18 protein-coding genes are annotated in these 20,061 nt (G+C 46.8%); 10 read left to right on the top strand and 8 right to left on the bottom strand.

Going from position 1 to position 20,061, the window contains the following annotated elements; genetic code table 11:
- Positions 1–153 precede the first annotated feature (153 nt).
- A complete protein-coding gene (locus FTU86_RS11885) occupies positions 154–576 on the bottom strand; it encodes a glycine zipper domain-containing protein (RefSeq protein WP_005178713.1) in 423 nt (140 codons plus the stop codon).
- A gap of 358 nt (positions 577–934) precedes the next feature.
- Between FTU86_RS11885 and prfA the strand changes: the two genes are divergently transcribed.
- Positions 935–2,023 carry a peptide chain release factor 1 gene (gene prfA, locus FTU86_RS11880; RefSeq protein ID WP_005178710.1) on the top strand — a complete coding sequence of 363 codons (1,089 nt, stop codon included), beginning with the start codon at positions 935–937 and terminating at the stop codon, positions 2,021–2,023.
- Positions 2,023–2,850: a peptide chain release factor N(5)-glutamine methyltransferase gene (prmC, locus tag FTU86_RS11875; protein WP_180036869.1), complete on the top strand. Its 828-nt coding sequence runs from the start codon at positions 2,023–2,025 to the stop codon at positions 2,848–2,850. Before prfA ends, prmC begins: the two co-directional genes overlap by 1 nt.
- On the opposite strand, the gene FTU86_RS11870 is transcribed toward prmC, so the two are convergent.
- The 3 genes from FTU86_RS11870 to FTU86_RS11860 all read right to left on the bottom strand — a co-directional run bounded on the left by FTU86_RS11870 (position 2,847) and on the right by FTU86_RS11860 (position 5,501).
- A complete protein-coding gene (locus FTU86_RS11870) occupies positions 2,847–3,758 on the bottom strand; it encodes a bestrophin family protein (protein ID WP_180036870.1) in 912 nt (303 codons plus the stop codon). The genes prmC and FTU86_RS11870 overlap by 4 nt on opposite strands.
- Positions 3,759–3,907: 149 nt before the next feature.
- Entirely contained in the window at positions 3,908–4,258 is a 351-nt protein-coding gene (locus tag FTU86_RS11865) for a hypothetical protein (RefSeq protein ID WP_005178707.1), read from the bottom strand.
- A gap of 223 nt (positions 4,259–4,481) precedes the next feature.
- On the bottom strand, positions 4,482–5,501 hold the full coding sequence (locus FTU86_RS11860) for an AraC family transcriptional regulator (protein WP_104491604.1): 1,020 nt from the start codon (positions 5,499–5,501) through the stop codon (positions 4,482–4,484).
- 159 nt (positions 5,502–5,660) lie between these two features.
- Between FTU86_RS11860 and FTU86_RS11855 the strand changes: the two genes are divergently transcribed.
- From FTU86_RS11855 to FTU86_RS11845, 3 genes are all read left to right on the top strand, one after another.
- Positions 5,661–6,431: a 3-hydroxyacyl-CoA dehydrogenase gene (locus FTU86_RS11855; protein ID WP_005178702.1), complete on the top strand. Its 771-nt coding sequence runs from the start codon at positions 5,661–5,663 to the stop codon at positions 6,429–6,431.
- A 178-nt stretch (positions 6,432–6,609) separates the two neighbouring features.
- The gene (locus FTU86_RS11850) at positions 6,610–7,746 is read left to right on the top strand and encodes an acyl-CoA dehydrogenase family protein (RefSeq protein WP_016659090.1); all 1,137 of its coding nucleotides are present in this window, start codon (positions 6,610–6,612) and stop codon (positions 7,744–7,746) included.
- Positions 7,747–8,044: 298 nt separating this feature from the next.
- On the top strand, positions 8,045–9,685 hold the full coding sequence (locus FTU86_RS11845) for an AMP-binding protein (protein WP_180036871.1): 1,641 nt from the start codon (positions 8,045–8,047) through the stop codon (positions 9,683–9,685).
- A 181-nt stretch (positions 9,686–9,866) separates the two neighbouring features.
- On the opposite strand, the gene FTU86_RS11840 is transcribed toward FTU86_RS11845, so the two are convergent.
- Entirely contained in the window at positions 9,867–10,367 is a 501-nt protein-coding gene (locus FTU86_RS11840; RefSeq protein ID WP_005178694.1) for a pyridoxamine 5'-phosphate oxidase family protein, read from the bottom strand.
- A 294-nt stretch (positions 10,368–10,661) separates the two neighbouring features.
- On the opposite strand from FTU86_RS11840, the gene FTU86_RS11835 reads away from it, so the two are divergent.
- The 4 genes from FTU86_RS11835 to FTU86_RS11820 all read left to right on the top strand — a co-directional run bounded on the left by FTU86_RS11835 (position 10,662) and on the right by FTU86_RS11820 (position 13,688).
- On the top strand, positions 10,662–11,435 hold the full coding sequence (locus tag FTU86_RS11835; RefSeq protein WP_180036873.1) for a HesA/MoeB/ThiF family protein: 774 nt from the start codon (positions 10,662–10,664) through the stop codon (positions 11,433–11,435).
- A 59-nt stretch (positions 11,436–11,494) separates the two neighbouring features.
- Positions 11,495–12,793, top strand: coding sequence for an AarF/ABC1/UbiB kinase family protein (locus FTU86_RS11830; RefSeq protein WP_016659087.1), 1,299 nt, complete (start codon positions 11,495–11,497; stop codon positions 12,791–12,793).
- Positions 12,794–12,913: 120 nt separating this feature from the next.
- The gene (gene folB / locus FTU86_RS11825; protein WP_016659086.1) at positions 12,914–13,294 is read left to right on the top strand and encodes a dihydroneopterin aldolase; all 381 of its coding nucleotides are present in this window, start codon (positions 12,914–12,916) and stop codon (positions 13,292–13,294) included.
- A complete protein-coding gene (locus FTU86_RS11820; RefSeq protein WP_180036874.1) occupies positions 13,251–13,688 on the top strand; it encodes a 2-amino-4-hydroxy-6-hydroxymethyldihydropteridine diphosphokinase in 438 nt (145 codons plus the stop codon). Before folB ends, FTU86_RS11820 begins: the two co-directional genes overlap by 44 nt.
- A 51-nt stretch (positions 13,689–13,739) precedes the next feature.
- Here the strand turns inward: FTU86_RS11820 and FTU86_RS11815 are convergent, their stop codons facing one another.
- The 3 genes from FTU86_RS11815 to FTU86_RS11805 all read right to left on the bottom strand — a co-directional run bounded on the left by FTU86_RS11815 (position 13,740) and on the right by FTU86_RS11805 (position 17,133).
- Positions 13,740–14,705, bottom strand: a complete 966-nt coding sequence (locus FTU86_RS11815; RefSeq protein ID WP_306669339.1) for an AbaSI family restriction endonuclease — start codon at positions 14,703–14,705, stop codon at positions 13,740–13,742.
- A gap of 468 nt (positions 14,706–15,173) precedes the next feature.
- Positions 15,174–15,809, bottom strand: coding sequence for a 2-polyprenyl-3-methyl-6-methoxy-1,4-benzoquinone monooxygenase (gene coq7, locus FTU86_RS11810; protein WP_075166868.1), 636 nt, complete (start codon positions 15,807–15,809; stop codon positions 15,174–15,176).
- 4 nt (positions 15,810–15,813) lie between these two features.
- On the bottom strand, positions 15,814–17,133 hold the full coding sequence (locus FTU86_RS11805; protein WP_180036875.1) for an MFS transporter: 1,320 nt from the start codon (positions 17,131–17,133) through the stop codon (positions 15,814–15,816).
- Between the two features lie 177 nt (positions 17,134–17,310).
- On the opposite strand from FTU86_RS11805, the gene FTU86_RS11800 reads away from it, so the two are divergent.
- Entirely contained in the window at positions 17,311–20,061 is a 2,751-nt protein-coding gene (locus FTU86_RS11800) for an autotransporter assembly complex family protein (protein ID WP_180036876.1), read from the top strand.

Raw genomic sequence — 20,061 nt, 5'->3', positions numbered from 1 at the left:
TGAAATACGGTATTCTGATGTGACAAAACCTGAATCCTGGTCGTTAAAGTGTTTGTTTGCACTCATATTTTAACTGTTAGGACTCAGGTTTTTTTATTTAAAGCAAACTATGGGACAGCAGTGGCCTGAAGATGCTTTTTTACAAGGGGAGAATTAACGACGACGTTTTTTCTTCCATTTACGTTCCTGGTAACGGTCGTATTCTTTATCTTTGGAAATCTTGTTACCCAGCGCTGCACCACCGGCTGCACCGAGCGCTGCACCAATATAACCACCATTCGTACCGCCCATGTTCTGACCCACGGTATAACCCGCACCGCCACCTAAGGCACCGCCAATGGCAGATTCAGTACGATGGCGTTTGTTACTGGCTACAGCTGCGCCACCTGCACCACCTAAAGCCGCACCAATGGTTGCACCCGTGGTACCGCCCATGTTTTTACCTAAGGCTGTACCTGCGACACTACCTAAGGCACTGGCTGCAGCTACACGGGTCGCATTGTCAGCATGTGCATTCACCGTCATGAAAGAAGTGGCAGCAAGCGTTGCACTTAATAAAACAGCATTGAGTTTCATATTCACTCCATGTCCAAGAGCGGACTTTTTAATGTCATTTGATGGCAGTAAATGTAACAAAAGGATTCCCTGCAAATATGGAGAGGCACCTTCATAATTCAGTGCTTTGGTTTCGGCTTTGTATAAGTTGTATTAAAACTGTCGATTTTATCGGCAGCCCAGACTTTAAATTGAAAGAGGCAGGATGCATCTCTTGCACGCTGTAGCGTATTTGCCGGATTTGGCCATCAACCACGCAGTTTCTGCTACGAATAAAGATGTTATTTGCTGGCCAGAATCGTTAAACTATGGCAATTTTTTGATTTCGCTGGCCTTATTGAATTAGGGCGACAGCCTGTATATTGAGATAATTTGCACAATGAAAGAATCGTTACGTTTACGATTAGATCAACTTTCTGACCGTCACGAAGAATTAACAGCACTCTTGGCCGATGCTGAAGTCATTTCCGATAACAAACGCTTTCGCCAGCTGTCGCGCGAACACAATGACCTGAGCGAAATTACCGAAGTCTGGGGCAAATATACCCAGGCCGAAGCCGATATTGAAACGGCTGAAGCAATGCTGTCCGATCCTGACTTTAAAGAGATGGCGCAGGAAGAGATCAAGGAAAACAAGGCACTGATTGAACAGCTGGAAGCGGATTTAAACATCCTGATGATTCCTAAAGATCCGAATGATGCCAACTCGGCCTATCTGGAAATTCGTGCCGGCACCGGTGGTGATGAAGCAGCAATTTTCTCCGGCGATTTATTCCGCATGTACAGCAAATATGCCGAATCTCAAGGCTGGCGTATTGAAGTGCTGTCAGAAAACGAAGGCGAACACGGCGGCTATAAAGAAGTGATTTGTCTGGTTAATGGTGACGGGGTCTATGGCCGCCTGAAATTTGAAAGTGGCGCACATCGTGTCCAGCGTGTTCCGGCAACTGAATCGCAAGGCCGTGTACATACGTCCGCCTGTACCGTGGCTATTTTGCCTGAAATTGATGTCGATACCACGGTGGATATTAACCCGGCAGATTTACGTATTGATACCTACCGCGCGTCGGGTGCCGGTGGTCAGCACGTCAACAAAACTGACTCTGCGGTGCGTATTACCCATATTCCAACCGGAACGGTAGTGGAATGTCAGGAAGAACGTTCGCAGCACAAGAACAAAGCCAAAGCCATGGCCTTATTGGCCTCACGTCTGGAAAATGCCAAACGTGCTGCAGCAGATGCTGCCACTTCGGAAATGCGTCGTGACTTGGTCGGTTCCGGTGACCGTTCCGAGCGTATTCGCACCTATAACTATCCGCAAGGGCGGATGACCGATCATCGTATTAACTTAACTTTATATAAGTTAGATGCAGTGATGGAAGGTGATTTAACCGAATTGCTGGACAGCCTGCACCGTGAATATCAGGCCGATCAGCTGGCTTTACTTGCCCAGCAAAATGGTGGCTAATGAAAATTGCCGATGCACTGACCATTCGTGGCGTAGCAGACAGCTACGAACGTCAGGAAAATCTCTGGCTACTGGAGCATATTCTAGGTTTATCTGCCTTGACGCTGAAATATCAGGCCGATCGTGAGCTAAGCCCAGAACAGGAACAGCAATATCTTGCGGGTATTGCCCGGATTGAAGCAGGTGAACCCTTGGCCTATGTCACCGGTTCACAGCCATTCTGGACACTGGATTTAAAAGTCACACCAGATACCCTGGTGCCAAGACCAGATACCGAAGTACTGGTAGAAAGCTGTTTGCAACTGGATTTACCGGCACAAGCGGCGATTATCGACTTGGGTACCGGCACCGGTGCGATTGCCTTGGCCTTGGCATCGGAACGTCCGGATTGGCAGGTGACTGCAACCGATATTTATCCGCCGACTCTGGCGGTTGCCAAAGAAAATGCGCAGACGCATAACTTGGAGCGGGTAGAGTTTAAGCTGGGCGCCTGGTTTGCTGCTTTAGGCGTTCCTGCCGAGCCGAGGTTTGATCTGATTGTGTCGAATCCACCGTATATTGCGGCTGATGATGTACATATGAAAGATTTGGCCACCGAACCTGAACGGGCCTTAGTGGCGGCCAAGCAGGGCTTATCTGATCTTGAGATTATTATTCAGCAAGGCAAGCACTGGTTAAAACCGCAAGGCTGGATTGCTGTAGAGCATGGTTATGATCAGGCAGTAGCTGTGCAAAATATCTTTAACGATGCCGGTTTTGTTGCGGTACGCACCATTCTGGATTATGGCGGTAATGATCGGGTGACTATCGGCCAACTCGGCGATTAAGTCAGGTTGTCTTTAATCGCCTGAATGGCCGGAGGTAATTCTTCACCCAAGGCACTCAGCATTTCCCGTTCGATTAGCCGGACCATGGCACTCAGTGGCAGGTCATTGTCTTGCAGGCCAAACGGTTCTTCCAGCTGTTCGCTTAAGGCATCCAAGCCCAAAAACAGATAGGCAATCAATCCCACCAAAATGGGGGTCCAGATACCTAAATTCGCCTCTAAACTAAAAGGCAGAATAAAGCAGAAACAGTACACGGTGCGGTGTAGCAATACCGAATACGAAAAAGGTAACGGCGTGGTCAGAATCCGGTCACAACCGGCCTGAATATCCCCTAAGCTGATAATGTGCTTGTTCAGGCCATGATAGACAATATCTGACAGTTCGCCGCTGTGCAGGGCCTTGACCAGATCTTTCTGAATCTGTTCCAGAATAAACTGGGCGGCATTAATATGCCCAAACAGCGCCTGATAATCGGCCGGGCTTAAATTGACCTTGTTATGATAAAAATCAATCGGCTCATTCTGGGTGCGCAGCCGGTTTTTCAGTAAATTGCTAAACAGCATTACTCGATACATCAGCACCTGACGTTCGGCGGGCGGCAACACATAGGAATCACGGGTAAGATGGCGTGAGGTGGCAATCAGCTGCCCCCATAATTTGCGGCCTTCCCACCAGCGTTCATAACTGGCAGTATTTCTGAAACTGAGGAAAATCGACAGGATAACCCCGAAAATGGTAAAGCCAATCGCGGGCACGGCCGGCGCCTGTACATAATGATGCGAGGACAGATAGACCAGCACGGTGGAAATGAACACCACCATCATTAAGGCCGGCATGACCTTGGGCAAGATGGTGCCTGACCATGCAAAAAGTAATGCGAAACTGTTGCTTTTATCCCGAATAATCATAGTGCTTCTGCGCGGATGCTCAGCCGTAGTGTTCCATAGCCGGACAAGGCAATGCAAGCCGTATACGTTGGGATGATTCAGTATAATCCAGTCAAAAAAAGTGACGCCGTAGCGTCACTTGAATAAGGCGTTGGGTAACTGCTCAAGATTTACATTGGATAATCTTGCAGACAGTCAGATACTTCCACTTGAGCCAGGCTATCGGTTTCTAAAGCCAGACACAGCGCTACAATTTTTGCCGTTTCGCTCAGGTTTTCATCTTTAAGTGCTAAGCCTGCTTGTAAGGCGTGCAGATCTTCCTGAGGAATATCTAAGGCTTGTGCCGCTTCTAGCGCATCTTCACGATCAAAAAATGCCGCCATCGCATTACGTAACTGATCTTCAGAGGTGTTGAGAATGCCTTGATTCAGCAATTCATCAAGTTGCTCTGAAGGAGTAGAAAGTGCGTGATTAAAATTTTGAACCAGATTTTGTGCAAGCACATCAATCATCTTAAGCATGGGAACCTCTAAAGATGGAGTACAACAAGGAGGAGGAGGGATTACAGCCAAAATTGCATAGAATCTATGCGATAAATTGAGTGAAAATTAATCTATTTTGGTGTGATTGGCAATGCTGTTACGATGAATGACCGGTTCAAATACTGCACTTGAAATGCCAAGTGCTTCATATTACAACTTATATTTAAAAGTTCTGAGTTAAAAATATCAGCATAAATAACGGCTAGCTTTGATTCTGCCGGTAGGCCCCCGGATTTAAGCCAGTCCACTTTTTAAAGGCTCGGTGAAAGGCACTTGGATCATGAAAATTCAGCCGTTCACTAATATCTTGTAGCGATAGCTCGGTTTTCGAGAGTAGTTCAATCGCGGTATCGCGGCGGATTTCATTTTTCAGTAGCTGATAGCTGGTACCTTCCTGTTTTAAACGGCGCTGAAAAGTGGCGCCTGACATATTCAGTTGTCGGGTCAGTTCATGCAGTTCCAGCCATTCACTTGGCGGACGCTGCATCAGTTGTTTGCGAATCATCGTGCTTAACGCATGCGGATTTTTAAAACGCACCAGCAGGTTATACGGGGTTTGCTGTAAAAAGCGTTTCCAGCTGCGCTCATCCTGCTTGATTTTTAGACCCAAAGCCTGCGCATCAAAATAGATTCGGTTGTCGGGTTGTTCATAGCGAATGTTTTCACAAAAGCGCACCCGATAATCTGCATCATCGCTTGGAGCCGGGCATTTTAGTTCGATTTTTTGAATGGCAATGCGCTGTCCACTGAGCCAGCAGATCAGGCTATGCACCAGCATTAAATAAGTCGCATAACTGAACATGGCTTTGGGCTGCGCCCGATCATGAAGGGTCAGCACAGCAGCATCTTTGTTGAGCTGCAGTTCCCCGCGCAGATCATCCAGAATCAGGTTGAAAAACTTTAGAATCTCTTTCAGTGCGGTTTCAATGGTATCGGCAGAGTAGACCCATTTGGACAATAAACGATAACTGCCACGGCGCAGCGGATGGCTGTCCATACCAAAAAACTCATCATTCATGGCATCGGCCAGGGCAATCCACAGCTGCCCATATTGCAGCACCGACACCCGCGCTTTGGCCGAATGCATCAGCTCCAGCGGAATACCGGCCCGGGTCAGAATGGAGTGAATTTCCACCCCTTGCTGCTGGGCGGCTTGCAGTGCTTCATGCACCAGTGCAATAGAAATGGTGCCTTTACTATAATGCAAATGGGATGGCGTCATCGCGTGTCTATTCAATTTAAAATTATGTTAAAAATGCTATTGTTCAAAGGCATCATGCAGGATGCTGTATTTGGAAATTGTACTCAAGCTGGAGTCTGATTACTCTGCATCTTAAGTCGAGTATGTGTCATTGATAACAAAACTATTTGGGAAAATAAAATGAAGATTCAAGGAAAAGTATGTGTGGTTACCGGTGGTGCATCTGGTTTGGGCGCTGCTACTGCACAGTATCTGGTGGAGCAGGGGGCCAATGTCATTCTGGTCGATATGAATCAGGAGCTGGGTACGCAAATGGCACAGCAATTGGGTGAAAAAGCCCAGTTTAAGGCGCTGGATGTGACCGATGAAGCCGCGGTAGAGCAATTCTTTGCCGAGATTGAGCAGCACTATGGCCAGTTAAATGGTCTGGTCAACTGTGCCGGCATCGCACCTTCAGCCAAAGTGCTGGGCAAAGAAGGCTTACATAGCTTAAGCATGTTCCAGAAAGTGCTGGACATTAATGTCAGTGGCAGCTTTAACATGATTCGTTTTGCTGCGCAGCTGATGGCCAAATATCAACTGCAAGCTGGTGAAGAAGAGCGCGGTGTAATTGTCAATACCGCTTCAGTGGCGGCGTATGAAGGACAGATTGGTCAGGCGGCCTATTCTGCGTCCAAAGGTGCGATTGTGGCGATGACCTTGCCGCTAGCGCGTGAACTGGCCCGTGAATCGATCCGCGTGATGACCATTGCACCGGGGATTATGGAAACACCAATGCTGAAAGCCTTTCCACAGCATGTGCAGGATGCTTTGGGGCAGATGGTGCCATATCCACCGCGTCTGGCTAAGCCACATGAGTTTGCCCAGTTGGTAGGACAGATTTTTGAAAATGGCTATTTGAATGGTGAGGTGATTCGTCTGGATGGTGCGATCCGGATGCAGCCTAAATAAGTACAATGCTTAAAAAAGCAGCCCTTTGCTGGGTTAAATAAATAGCCTAAGTAAATAAAAATAAGATAAACCCATCTGGTCTGGTTGTCGTGCTGATGCTGCAGCTAGACCATCCCCCAAGTTTTTAGATCAGCCAGCGTACTTCAGCCGAATCCAACGTAATGAGAACGAGAAAGCAATGATTTTAAATGAACAACAAAAAATGGTTCAGGACATGATGCGTAGCTATGCGCAGGAGAAATTGAAACCGACCGCAGCCGAACGCGATAAAACCGCACAGTTTCCGGCACAGGAACTGAAAGAGCTGGGCGCTTTAGGTGCACTGGGTATGACTGTATCGGAACAGTGGGGTGGTGCCGGTCTGGATTATATCTCGCTGGTGCTGGCTTTAGAGGAAATTGCCGCAGGAGATGGTGCGATTTCGACGATTGTGAGTGTGCAAAACTCTTTACCGTGCGGCATCATTCAGCGTTATGGCACTGAAGCGCAAAAACAGCATTATCTGACCAAACTGGCGACCGGTGAATGGTTAGGCTGTTTTTGCCTGACCGAACCGCAAGTCGGTTCCGATGCTAGTGCCATCGAATGCAAGGCTGAACGTGATGGTGACAGCTGGATATTAAATGGCACCAAGCAGTTTATTACCACCGGTAAACACGCCCAGCTGGCTTTGGTCTTTGCTGTGACCGATAAATCTGCTGGCAAAAAAGGCATTTCCTGCTTTTTGGTCCCGACCGAGAACCCCGGATATATCGTATCGCGTTTAGAAGACAAAATGGGGCAGCATTGTTCCGATACGGCGACTATTGTGCTGGATCAATGCCGTATTCCAGCTGATCATCTGCTCGGTCAGGAAGGCGAAGGCTATAAAATTGCTTTGTCCAATCTGGAGTCAGGCCGGATCGGGATTGCTGCCCAATCGGTGGGGATGGCGCGTGCTGCTTTAGATGCCGCCGTGGAATATGCCAATGAACGTAAAGCCTTTGGGGTTGAGATCGTGCAACATCAGGCAGTGGCTTTTCGTCTGGCCGATATGGCCACGCAAATTGAAGCGGCGCGTCAGTTGATTTTGCATGCAGCCAGCTTAAAAGATGCCGGTTTACCGTGTTTAAAAGAGGCTTCGATGGCCAAACTGTTTGCTTCAACCATGGCAGAGCGCGTCTGCTCCGATGCCATCCAGATTCATGGCGGTTATGGTTATGTGTCCGACTTCCCGGTAGAACGGATTTACCGCGATGTTCGGGTTAGCCAGATTTATGAAGGTGCTTCGGATATTCAGCGTTTGGTAATCGCCCGGGCTGTGACCCAGCCTTAAACCGGCGTTGATACAGCAATATGTCCAAACACGGCATCACGATTGAGGCCAATGGAAATTGCAGTCGCGCTGTCCTTATGCTGAACTGAAGCATAAGATGCTATTCATCATCTAACCCATCTCCCATGTGAAGACCACTTTGCATGGGTACAATCTAAAAATAGCCGTATAAGAAATAACCCTGCAGTCGGATGGACTGCAGACCATCAGCCCGATGGCATGAAAACAACAAGGAACACGTTCTGCAATACGGATGTTTTTGCAGATCAATCGCCCCGAAGGATAAGAGGTTGCCCCCATGAAAACGTTGCAAGACGCCTATCAAGATTTTAATTTGGAACAACTGATTGCTACCCAGTTACAGGGAACGGCACAGGCACTGAATGCCTATACCGAATGCTGTGGCCGATATTCTGGACAGCAGCACACCGCTTTGATCTGGGAAGGTAAGCAGGGTGAATCAGCTCGTTGGAGTTTTGATCAGCTGGCTGAGGCTTCAGGCAAGCTGGCCAATTATTTTCAGGCCATGGGTTTAAAAGCAGGCGACTGTATTGCCGGTCTGCTGCCAAGAACTCCGGAATTGCTGATTACCGTATTGGCCACCTGGCGGATGGGCGCGGTCTATCAGCCGCTATTTACAGCCTTTGAATCGAAAGCGATTGAACACCGGCTGGAGGCTGCCAATACCCGGTTTATTGTGACCCATACCGAGCAACGCGCCAAACTCAGTTCATTGCAGCAGATTGGTATATTAACCGTCGGTGCTGAAGCGGCTGGAACAGGTGATGCCGATTTCTGGCAGCAGCTGAATCTGCATTCTGCCAGTTTTGAGCCGGTACTGCGCAGCTTTGAAGATGACTTCCTGATGATGTTTACTTCCGGTACCACGGGTCTGGCAAAATCGGTGCCGGTGCCTTTAAAAGCCTTGCTGGCCTTTAAAGGTTATATGCAGTATGCGGTCGATTTACGTGCTGAAGATTCGTTCTGGAATCTGGCCGATCCGGGCTGGGCTTATGGGCTGTATTATGGCATTACCGGGCCGCTCAGTCTGGGGCATAGTATTATCATGGATGAACGACCATTTAGTGTCGATCATGCACTGGAAGTCATTCAAAAATATCAGGTCAGCAATTTGGCCGGTTCGCCAACAGCCTTTCGTATGTTCTTTGGCTTTAAAGAAAAATTTGCCGGTGTACCTAAAACCTTGCGCGTGGTCAGCAGTGCCGGTGAGCCACTAACCCCAGAAGTTATTCACTGGTTTAAACAGGATCTCGAGGTCAATGTTTACGATCAGTACGGACAAACTGAACTGGGCATGGTGATTGCCAATCATCATGCGCTGGAACATCACAAAAAAGTGGGCTCGGCCGGTTATGCCATTCCGGGACATCGTTTTGCGGTATTAAATGCACAGCATCAGGAAGTTGCCGCGGGTGAAATTGGCACGCTGGCGCTGGATGAATCACAATCTCCATTAATGTGGTTTAAAGGCTATGCCGGACATAACCGTAAATCCTTTGTGGGCCAGTACTATTTAACCGGTGATACGGTGCGTTTAAATGAGCTGGGCGGAATTGATTTTATTGGGCGTGCAGACGATGTCATTACAACTTCAGGTTATCGGGTCGGACCGTTTGATGTCGAAAGCACCTTGCTGGAATGTGAGGAAGTGCTGGAATCAGCGGTTGTCGGTAAACCGGACCCGGCGCGTACTGAAATCGTTAAAGCCTTTGTGGTGCTAAAAGCACAATTTGCTGCAAGTCCGGCACTGGAACAAAAACTACAGCATTATGTGCGTTCACGTTTATCCAAACATGCTTATCCGAAAGAGATTGAATTTGTCGAGGCTTTACCCAAAACCTCCAGCGGCAAGATTCAACGCAATATCCTTAAGCAGCAGGAAATTGATAAACAGATACTGTTGGAAAAAGTCAGTTAAGAGGAGATAGAAGACAATTAAAATTATTTAATTTATGTAATTTGTATGTCATTACATTTGGTTTCTTGATATTGATTTTTATCAGTTTTATTTTTATCTATAAAAAGTCACGCAAGAATCTGCAAAATACAGGTCAAAGCGTGACTTTTTTTATGGCTATTTCAAGGTGTATATGTGGCTGTTATAAATCCATTTTCTGGTGTTCAGAATTGGGTTCACCAGTTTTACCGGTCAGATTGCCTTTCAGTACTTTAAATAACTGGGTGACTTTATTGTCGGTGACATTCCAGTATTCGGCACTAATCGCTTCTGCCACCAGAACACGCACCGAAGGATCATCCTTGCCGTTAAACCAGTTTTCCGCCCATGGATTCCAGAGCTGATCAATCAGGGCACGATCTGTACTGATTTGCGCATGTGCACTCATCGACACATAAATCCCGTCTGAGGGTTTGGAAAACGCCAGACCAATCTGGTTACGGCCGCTGGTCACTGCTGTAACCAGATCATTGCTGTCACGCAAAATAAAATACAAATTCTGACGTTCATGCAGCTTTTCAGAATTGAGCATGGTCATTGGCTGTGCATGAATTTCTTGGGTTTCGGTGTGGTGACTGATCATGGTGAAGCGTACATCTTTAATCAGTTCCCATAATTTGTCGCGGTTATGTTGATCGTTCATGTGCTCTGCTCCTGATGTCAGTAAATGCGCTTTTACGCAAAAGAACTCATTCACAAGCAGAGTAAAACGATTTTTGTGCTTCGCGTAGCGCTCTCACCTAACTCATACAGATTCAGGGTAAAACAATATCTGCGCTCAACAAAAGCGCATCAGGCAAGACAGTTGTTTACATATCATCCAGACCAAGAGGTTATACATAAAACGAAGGGCGGCGAACACCGAAAAAACAGCGGGTAAGGCTGTTAAAAAAAATCAATCGAATTACACTATAGCCAGCAAAAAACAGGAAGATAAATGGTGACACTTGAGGATAACTGGCAGGAACTGAGCGATGCAGAAATGCATTTATATAGTCGCCAGATTTTGCTGGATGGCTGGGATATCGAAGCGCAGGAAAAATTAAAACTGGCCAATGTGCTGATTGTCGGCTGTGGCGGTATCGGCTGTAGCAGTGCTGAACTGTTGGCGCGCGCCGGGGTCGGAAAAATCACCCTTATTGATGCAGATACGATTGAAGTCAGTAACCTGCAACGTCAAATTGCCTATAGCGCAGAAGATTTAGGCTTCTATAAGGCCGACATTCTGGCCAAGCGTCTGCAAAAGATTAATCCGCATATTCAGGTACATGCCATCACAGCCAAACTGGATGACAGCAATGCCGCCGAACTGATTGCCCAGCAGGATCTGGTTTTAGATGGCTGTGATAATTTCAGTACCCGTTATCTGGTCAATCGTGTTTGTGTGCAGCATCAGGTGGCGCTGATTAGTGCCTCGGCCATTGGTTTTCAGGGCCAGTTGTTTATGGTAGAAGGTGATTCGGCCTGCTATGAATGCCTGTTTCCAAAAGAAGATCAGGCCAATGAAAGCCTGCGCTGCGCCGATTCCGGTGTGCTGGCCACGACTCCGAATGTGATGGCCAGTTTACAGGCGCATCATACCTTGATCTATTTAGGTCTGGGAATTGCTGCGTTAAAACAGAAGCTGCTGCTCTGGGATGGGCTGAGTTTAAAACAGCGCCTGCTGGCGTTTGAAAAAGACCGAAATTGCCCATGCTGTCAGGCAAGATAAATCTATCTGACATCAATTTTTTGCTACACTGACTCAAATTTAATTTCATCGAAGACATTATGAAAAACAATATCTGGTTAGATGGCCTTCGTTCCGTGGCGCGTATGGGCGAAACGGCGGTCGTGGCGGCCAAAGCCGGCCTGAAATATGCGACTGAAAAACCCAGCAATGCCAAACTGATGCGTGAAACCTTTGAATCGCTCGGTTCAACCTATATCAAGCTGGGACAGTTTATTGCCAGCACGCCATCTTTGTTTCCACGTGAGTATGTGGAAGAGTTTCAGGGCTGTTTAGATCAAACTCCATCATTGCCGTTTAGCTATGTACAGCAGGTGCTGGCTTCAGAATTCGCCGGGCGTGATTTAGGCGAAATTTTTGCCTCGATTGATGAAACCCCGCTGGCTTCGGCTTCTATTGCCCAAGTGCATGCTGCCAAGCTGGTCTCGGGCGAAGATGTGGTGATTAAAGTCCAGAAACCGGGTGTGGAAACCATTTTATATACTGACCTGAATGTGCTGCACTGGGCCACCAAGCTGCTGGAAAAAGCCGTACCAAAAGTAAAATTCGCCTCTCTGGCCGATATTGTCGAAGAAATTAAAGTCCGTATGGTGCGCGAAGTCGACTTTATTGAAGAAGCCAAAAACCTGGATGATTTTGTCAATTATCTGAACCTGACCCAGAATCAGGCTGCAACAGCGCCGAAGGTTTATCATCAGTATTCCACTCGCCGGGTGTTGACCATGCAGCGTCTTTTCGGGGTGCCTTTAACCGATTTTGAAGTGGTAAAACAGTATGCCAAAGACCCGTCGCAGGTGTTAATTACCGCCATGAATACCTGGTTTGGCAGCCTGATGATGTGTAACAGTTTCCATGCCGACCTGCATGCCGGCAACCTGATGCTGCTGGAAGATGGCCGCGTTGGTTTTATTGATTTTGGTATTGTCGGGCAGCTGAAGCCTGAAGTCTGGACGGCCTGTATCGCCTTTATGGATGCCTTGCAGAATACCGACTACACGCTGATGGCGGAAAACATGCTGAAAATGGGCATGACCGATACCCAGATTAACACCCAAGTGCTGGCGCAAGATTTGGAACGTCTGTTTAGTGGTGTACTGCTGGCCGATCCACAGGAAATCCTCAGTTCAAATCCGGCCGATTTAAATGACATCATGATGGATATGGTGGCGGTTGGTGAACGTCATGGCATCCGTTTCCCGCGTGATTTCGCGCTGCTGTTCAAGCAAATGCTGTACTTTGACCGTTTCATGCGTATCCTGGCGCCGTATACCGACATTTATGCCGACCAGCGCTTGCAGATGGTACAAAGTATGGACCCAAATCTGCTGCTCAAACATTAATTTATAGACATCGCCCAGCTTTTATATAACAAGCTGTTGCTGCTACATCGCAAAGCAACACACGTGATGCTGATGTAGCAAGCAGGTGATGATTCACGTTATACACGCCCGAGTAATCCGATGGACGCAATTATTATTGAAGGCTTAAAGGTCGAAACAGTGGTGGGCTGTTTTAACTGGGAGCGTCAGATTATCCAGCCTTTGCTGCTGGACTTAAGCATTCAGTGCAGTCTGGAGCAGGCTGCCTGTTCTGATGAACTGGAAGATACCCTGAACTATGCCGAAATTTGCGAAATTTCTGCGCAAGTGATTCAGGCCGCTCAGCCAAAATTGATTGAACATGCAGCAAAGCTGGTGCTGGATGCACTTTTTGCTCACTATCCTACAGTTGAATCGATTATGATTAGCATCCGCAAGCCTGCCATTATCCCGCAAGCCCAATCTGTAGGAATTCGTCTTGAGCGCCACCGAAACGATTTTCGCCCTAGCACTGGCGAGTAATTCTCATCCTGAACAGCATTTTCAACAGGCATTTGCTGCGCTGTCGCGTTTGGGGCGTTTACAGTGTTCCTCGATTTATCTGATTCCGTGCCGGGATGGGATTGGTGCGGATTACTGGAATGCCGCTTGTCTGCTCAAGAGTGAACACAGTGTCGAGCAGATTCTGGCCTTGCTAAAACAGTTAGAAGCAGATTCCGGGCGGGTACGACCTTCACATCAAATCAGTTTAGATGTGGATTTAATTGCTTGGGGGACAAGCCTGGAGCAAATGCAATTTAATCCAAAGAAATTACCGCTGGCGCTGGATGTAAAAATCCCGATGTTCGAGCTGTGGCACAATGCGGCATTTGCTCATCAGCCCCATCCATTTCCTGTAATTCAATGTTCAGCGTGAAGATGACATGACGCATCAGCAAGCCCGGTTTTTATACCGGGCTTTTTTATTTTACATAAGTTGGATTGGCGGGTACGTGGGTGTGCTATCTGAAATTTTTTCCCAAATTGCGCCTGTTGATAAATCGGCAGATTTGAGTTTGAACACTCCCATAAATCGGTACATTGCCCGGCTATTTAAATTATCCTTGACCCGTGCGAAGACAATGCGTTTTTGCTTGCCATTTTTCCATTCATTTATTTTAAGCTGAGTAATCTTTTCATCCGTAGATTTTTCTGTAATACACAAACCATCTGAAGAAATAGAGTTTATCCATTTATCATTAGGGTATAAGCGAGGAAACCAAATTAAAGTATCTGGTTCATGAGGATGATTAACCCCACCACGTTGCCAGCCTTTATAGGTATATCCAAAACAATTACAGGCATCAACTTGGTTTTTAAAAACCACATTGTCAGCCAAACTGATATAGCCTAAATTGATATAAGTTTGTGGTAAAAACTCCTTTTCAGGTTCCCATGGTTTAAAGGTGCCTTCAATCAGCATTTTCTTCTTTTGAGCTTTAATTTTTTCAACGACATCATCAATCTGAGCGTGAATATTATCTAAAGTAATTGATTGATTATCTGTACCTTTAAATACATTAATTCGTAAAATGAGGTGGCCTGTTACATTGATAATATCCTGCTCACGTATTGCATCATTTTCGGAGTGTTGAAGATGATACAAAGGTTGATCAGATACATGTGAGCTATAGTTTAAATTCTTTCTCGTAATAAAATGATGACCTTCATCGACTTCAACATGAATGCCTAATTGAGGGAAATATAGATCGGTTAGGGCAATTTGAGTATCCGTACGTCTTACATATTGCTGTGTGACAAATTTTAAGCTGAAGTCATCTAATAAATGGATAATACGGCTGATGACATATGCTTCGTAACGTTTATTTTTGGTTTTACCAAGCTGGCGAATGACGTAATCGCTAAGATCAAATTTTTCTGTAGTTTCGGTCAGTTTTTGCAGTTGTTTAATTGCCGTAAAGACATAGTTTTGTTTCAGATGATCATCAAGTAAACCATCCATAAATCTGTCCATACGGATGGTATAGGTTAGATACGCGAGTATCTCATCAATATTAAAGGTTTTAATCAGGCTGATACTAAAATCATCAACTTCGAAGATACTTCTATGATAATCAGAGATCATATGTTCGCGCATTGCCAGACTAAAATCTTTAGTCAGTTGCCATACAGATGCATCATCAAGATTTTGAAAGTTTTCTAAATTTGGAATGAGTTTGAACAGTGAATTATATGAAGTCATTATAAAGTACCGTGTATTTCTTAGATCATAAATCTATATGAAAATTAACGGTTTATCATTAGCTTGGAGAGCAAGATTGAATTTATTGCGACAGATTTTGTCGTGGTGAGTTTCTTTATAAGAAAGCCCACAATAATGTGGGCTTTTAACTCAAGTCCTTTAAATATAATAACTAGTCTTGGTCATCAGTTTTGAAATACCGGTCATAGCAATACGTACAGGCGCAGGGAGATCAACCCCGCCTGCATTTAGCGCCGTATCACGATGATGCAGCTCATCCTCGTTCATTTGTTCCAGAATTTTGCGCGAGCGTTCATCATGTGCTGGCAATTGACGAATATGATCTTCTAAATGCAGGCTGACCTGACGCTCAGTTTCAGCGACAAAACCTAAACTGTATTTGTCCCCGGCAATTCCGGCAATAGCGCCCATGCCAAAAGATAGTCCGTACCAGACCGGATTGAGCAGGCTGGTATGGCTATCCAGTTCTTTTAAACGGTCTTCACACCAGGCCAAATGATCCTGTTCTTCAATGGCGGCCTGTTCCATTTCGCGGCGTACATTGGGGAGTTTCGCTGTCAGTGCCTGACCATGATACAGCGCCTGCGCACAGACTTCACCGCTATGATTGACCCGCATTAATCCCGCCACATGACGCGCTTCACTCACTGCTAATTGAGTTGGAGCATTTTGCCCAGGATTATCGCGCTGAGCCGAAGTGACGCCCGGAACCAGGCTGCGTAAGGCCTGATCAAATGAATGAATAAACTTGTCGAGACCGGTGTAATGACGCATGAATTTAATCCTCCAGAGAGTCTGCTGCAGTATCAAGCATAGACTTGAGTTTAAACAAGAGCCAGATGGTGAATATGGCGCTTAAAACAGCAGTAATGCAAAACAGAATTTTAAGGTCAATTTGCAGCACGCTTAAAATAATAATCGAGAAGATGGCCGAAGAAACCATAAAAATCGCATTTAAAATGTTATTGGCTGCCACCACCCGGGCACGATGCGAGCGCGGTGAATAGGCCTGCATCATGGCATATAGGGGCACAATATAAAAACCGCCACTAATACCGAGCAAGGTCACGGCCAGTATCACATGATAATAACTCCAGCCTTGCTGAAAGACTTCACTTAAGCCCAGCAGTTCGCCAGTTTGTGGTGGTACAAAGGCCAGGGCGGCGGCCAGATAAAATGCAAATACGGTTAAACCGACTGCACCAATCGGCACCATCTTGATATTTACCTCGGTGCCGCCAATTTTACGACAGAGTAATGAACCGACACCAATCCCGACCGAGAAGAAAGTTAGCAATAAGCTGACCACATTTTCAGAAGCATGCAGATTTTGCTGGGTCAGCTGCGGAATTTGGGTCAGATACGTCGCGCCATAAAACCAGTACCAGGAATTACCGAGTAAAATCAGAAAAATCAGCGGCAGGTTTTTGGCATATTTTAAGGTTTGAATACTGGTACGGAAAAAGTTCCAGTCCACCTGTAACTGCGGTGCAGCAATCGGCTGTTTTAAAATAAAACGGCTGGCAAGATAACCGACCATGGCAATAGCCAGCACGGTCAGGCTGATCCAGAGTAAATTACCAGCGGAGAGGGAAATCACCGCGCCGCCTAGAATCATCCCGACCAGAATGGCAATTGAGGTGCCGGACTGGAACAGCGCATTTCCCGACATCAACTCATTCGGTTTCAGGATTTCTGGCAAAATCGCATATTTGATGGGACCAAAAAAGGTCGACTGGGTGCCCATTAAAAACAGGGCAAACATCAGCAGCCATAAGTTGCCAATCAGGAAGCCGACGGTGGCCAGTAACATCACCGCAATTTCCAGCAGTTTTAAATAACGCACCAGCTGCGAGCGTTCATATTTATCGGCAATTTGTCCGGCTGTGGCCGAGAAAATAAAATAGGGCAAAATGAACAGCAGTGCTGCCAGATTATTCAGGGTGCTGATACTGCCAGATTGCTGACTGATCCAGCCATAGGTAATCACCAGCAGCAAAGCCTGCTTAAACACGTTGTCATTCAGCGCGCCCAGAAACTGGGTACAGAACATGGGCAAGAAGCGTCGTGTGGCTAGCAAATTTTCATTTTTTTCCATAAGAAGTGGACTTCATTAGTTTTATTAAGAAATGTGACCAATTGATATAATTGCCCGAAAATCATGTATGATATTTTGCAGTGTTTTCACTGTTGAAAAAATCCAATAAATTAGAGTCTGTTAGCGAACATTTCATTGCGGATTTTTCCATTAAAAAGATTAAATTTAGAGTTTTCTATGCTTGTGAACCGAACTTTTAAAAAGTCTGCGCTGTCTAACAGTCTGCATGCCATAATTCAGTGGAGGCATTCCAGACAACTTTGTCTGAGCATCTTTTTAAGTTTAGTCGCACAGCAGGGCTTTAGTCAAAATCCTCCCGCAGTGACAGAACCTGCGAGCGATCCGGTCGCATCGGCCGACATGAAACAGGAAATTCGCGATCTGGCGCTTAGCCAGGGTAAAGATACCCCTGAAGAATTAGAAAAAATTGAAAATTTTCAGGCGTCCAGCACTGAGCCGGACAGTCTGGAGATGTTGCAACAGCAGCAAAATAGCAGTGAACCGATAGCCGCGTTTCAGCCAATTGAACTGGAAAATCTGGATGATTTACCGGTAATGCCGGTCGATGCCAATATGGCCGCAGAAATTTTCCAGATCGCTGAACAGGCCAAACAGGAAGCACGCCAGTATCGCGCCGAGCAGAATACTGAAGTACTAATTAATGATGCCACCCAGCAGGAACTGGCTGAAATTAACCAGTCTCCGGTCAATGTCGACCAGCTCATGGACAGTATCCGCGCTGATAGCCAGATTGTGGTGGAAGCCAATACCTCCGGCAGAACCCTGACGGAGTTGGGCCTGAATACAGAAGTGGCCGATGCCGATAAACCGGGCTTTTTCCGGCGCTTGCTGTATAAGGTACGTCCACCGCGTGAGTTAAATACTGCACGGGTGCCCCGGATTAGTGCCGATGTGGTGATTACCGGCGCCGAAAATAGTGGTGAAGTTTCCGCAGAGGCCTATGCCACGGCACTGGAAAATCTGCGTGCCAATGTGCGCGGCAAACTGTCCAGTTTTACCCAGGAATCTTTTGCCGATTTTCCCTCGGCTTTACCACAGCTGCGTTCTTTATCTAATCAGGCGGCACAGGCCGTCGGCTTTTATCATGCCGAATTCAAGTTTGAAAAGCTGAATGACAGCCGGGTGCGGGTTCTGGTCACACCAAATACACCGGTGCGTGTGCAGGAGCAGAATATTGAATTTAGCGGCCCAGGTGAGAATCTGGCACAGTTCCAGGTAATTCGCGTCCTGCCCGATCAGGATGTGGGCGATGTGTTTCACCACGGTCTGTATGAAGAGACCAAAACCCGGATTAATGATGCTGCCTCCAATAACGGTTTCTTTGATGGCTATTGGCGCCTGCATGACGTGAAAGTGGCGCAGCCGCAAAATACTGCCGATATTAATCTGCGCTATGAAACCGGCGAGCGTTATACGTTGGGGCCGGCCCAGTTCCGGATGAGCGATCCGAGCAAAGAATTTCCTCTGGATATGGATATTCTGGAAAGCATGGTGCCGTGGGAAGATGGCGCCGATTATACTTTCTGGCGGGTCAACGGTCTGGCCAATAACCTGACCAACTCACGTTATTTTAACTATACGTTGGTCGATACCATGCGTCCCGATCCGCTGGAACGCCCAACAGAGTTGCCACCGGATATTCAGGCCCTGGTTGATCAGCGCAAACTTTCCGCTGAAGACTTCCAGCCGGTTCAGGACCAGAAAGATTTAAGCTCGACTGAAGAAGTGACCCAGTCAGTGGTGGATGAAGACCAGTTTGCCGGCACTCAGGAAGCCGAGCAGAATGAAAACATCCGTCAGCTGCGGGTCGAACAGGAAACCCAGCAATCAGAAGAAGAGCGGCTAAAAGAACAGGCACGTCTGGAAAAGAAAATTCCGGTGATTGTGACTTTGAACGCCGACAAGCTGAACAGTGCAGAAGTCGGTGCCGGTTATGGCACAGATACCGGAATGCGTGTACGTGGCCAGTATCGCCGGGCCATTGTTAACCGTCGTGGTCATTCCTTCGATGCCAACCTGGAACTATCTGAAATCCGCCAGTCTTTAGATGGCCGCTATAGCATTCCCTATAATCATCCACTGAATGACTATATTACTTTGGTGGCCGGTTATGAGCGTGAAGAGCGTAGCGATGTTTCTGCCGGCAATGACCTGTTAATTGAATCGGCAGTGGCCGGCGCCGACCGGATTATTAAAAACCCGCGTGGCAGCTGGCAACATGCTTATGGTCTGCGTTACCGTCTGGACCGTTTAACCCAGAACGGTGTGGTCGATATTGACAGGATTCCTGACGCCTTTATTGGTAATGGTTCCACCGAACAGCAGTCTTTACTGTTCGGTTATGAACTGTCGCGCACCGACAGCAGCCCGCGTGTCAATCCGACCCGTGGTTTCAAGCAGATTTATAAAGTTGAACTTGGCAGTGAAAGTCTGTTGTCCGATGCTGATATGGCAATTTTGAATGCCGGCTGGCGTTTTATTTATTCTCTGGGTGAAAATAACGATCATCAGTTTGTCGGTCGTGCCGATTTGGGTTATATCGTGACCGAAGATTTTAGCAAAGTGCCTTATAATCTGCGTTACTTTGCTGGTGGGGATCAGACCATTCGCGGTTTTGACTTTAAGAGCCTGTCTCCGCAAATTGATGGCTTTAAAATTGGTGGACAAGCACTTGGGGTGGGCTCGCTGGAATATAACTATCAATTCAGGGAAGGCTGGCGCGCCGCAATTTTTAGCGATTTTGGTAATGCCTATGATGCCGATTTTAGCAATCCGACCGAATACAGTGTCGGTTTAGGGGTACGCTGGGCATCACCGATTGGCCCAATTCGGGTCGATGTTGCTTCGGGCATTTCGGATGAGAATCATCCAATTCGTCTGCATTTCTTTATTGGCTCGCAATTATAA

The organism is Acinetobacter sp. YH12155 (assembly GCF_013418255.1).
GTDB lineage: Bacteria > Pseudomonadota > Gammaproteobacteria > Pseudomonadales > Moraxellaceae > Acinetobacter > Acinetobacter indicus.
The sequence above is the reverse complement of the archived record's forward strand: the minus strand, read 5'-3'. Positions and strand labels throughout refer to the sequence as shown.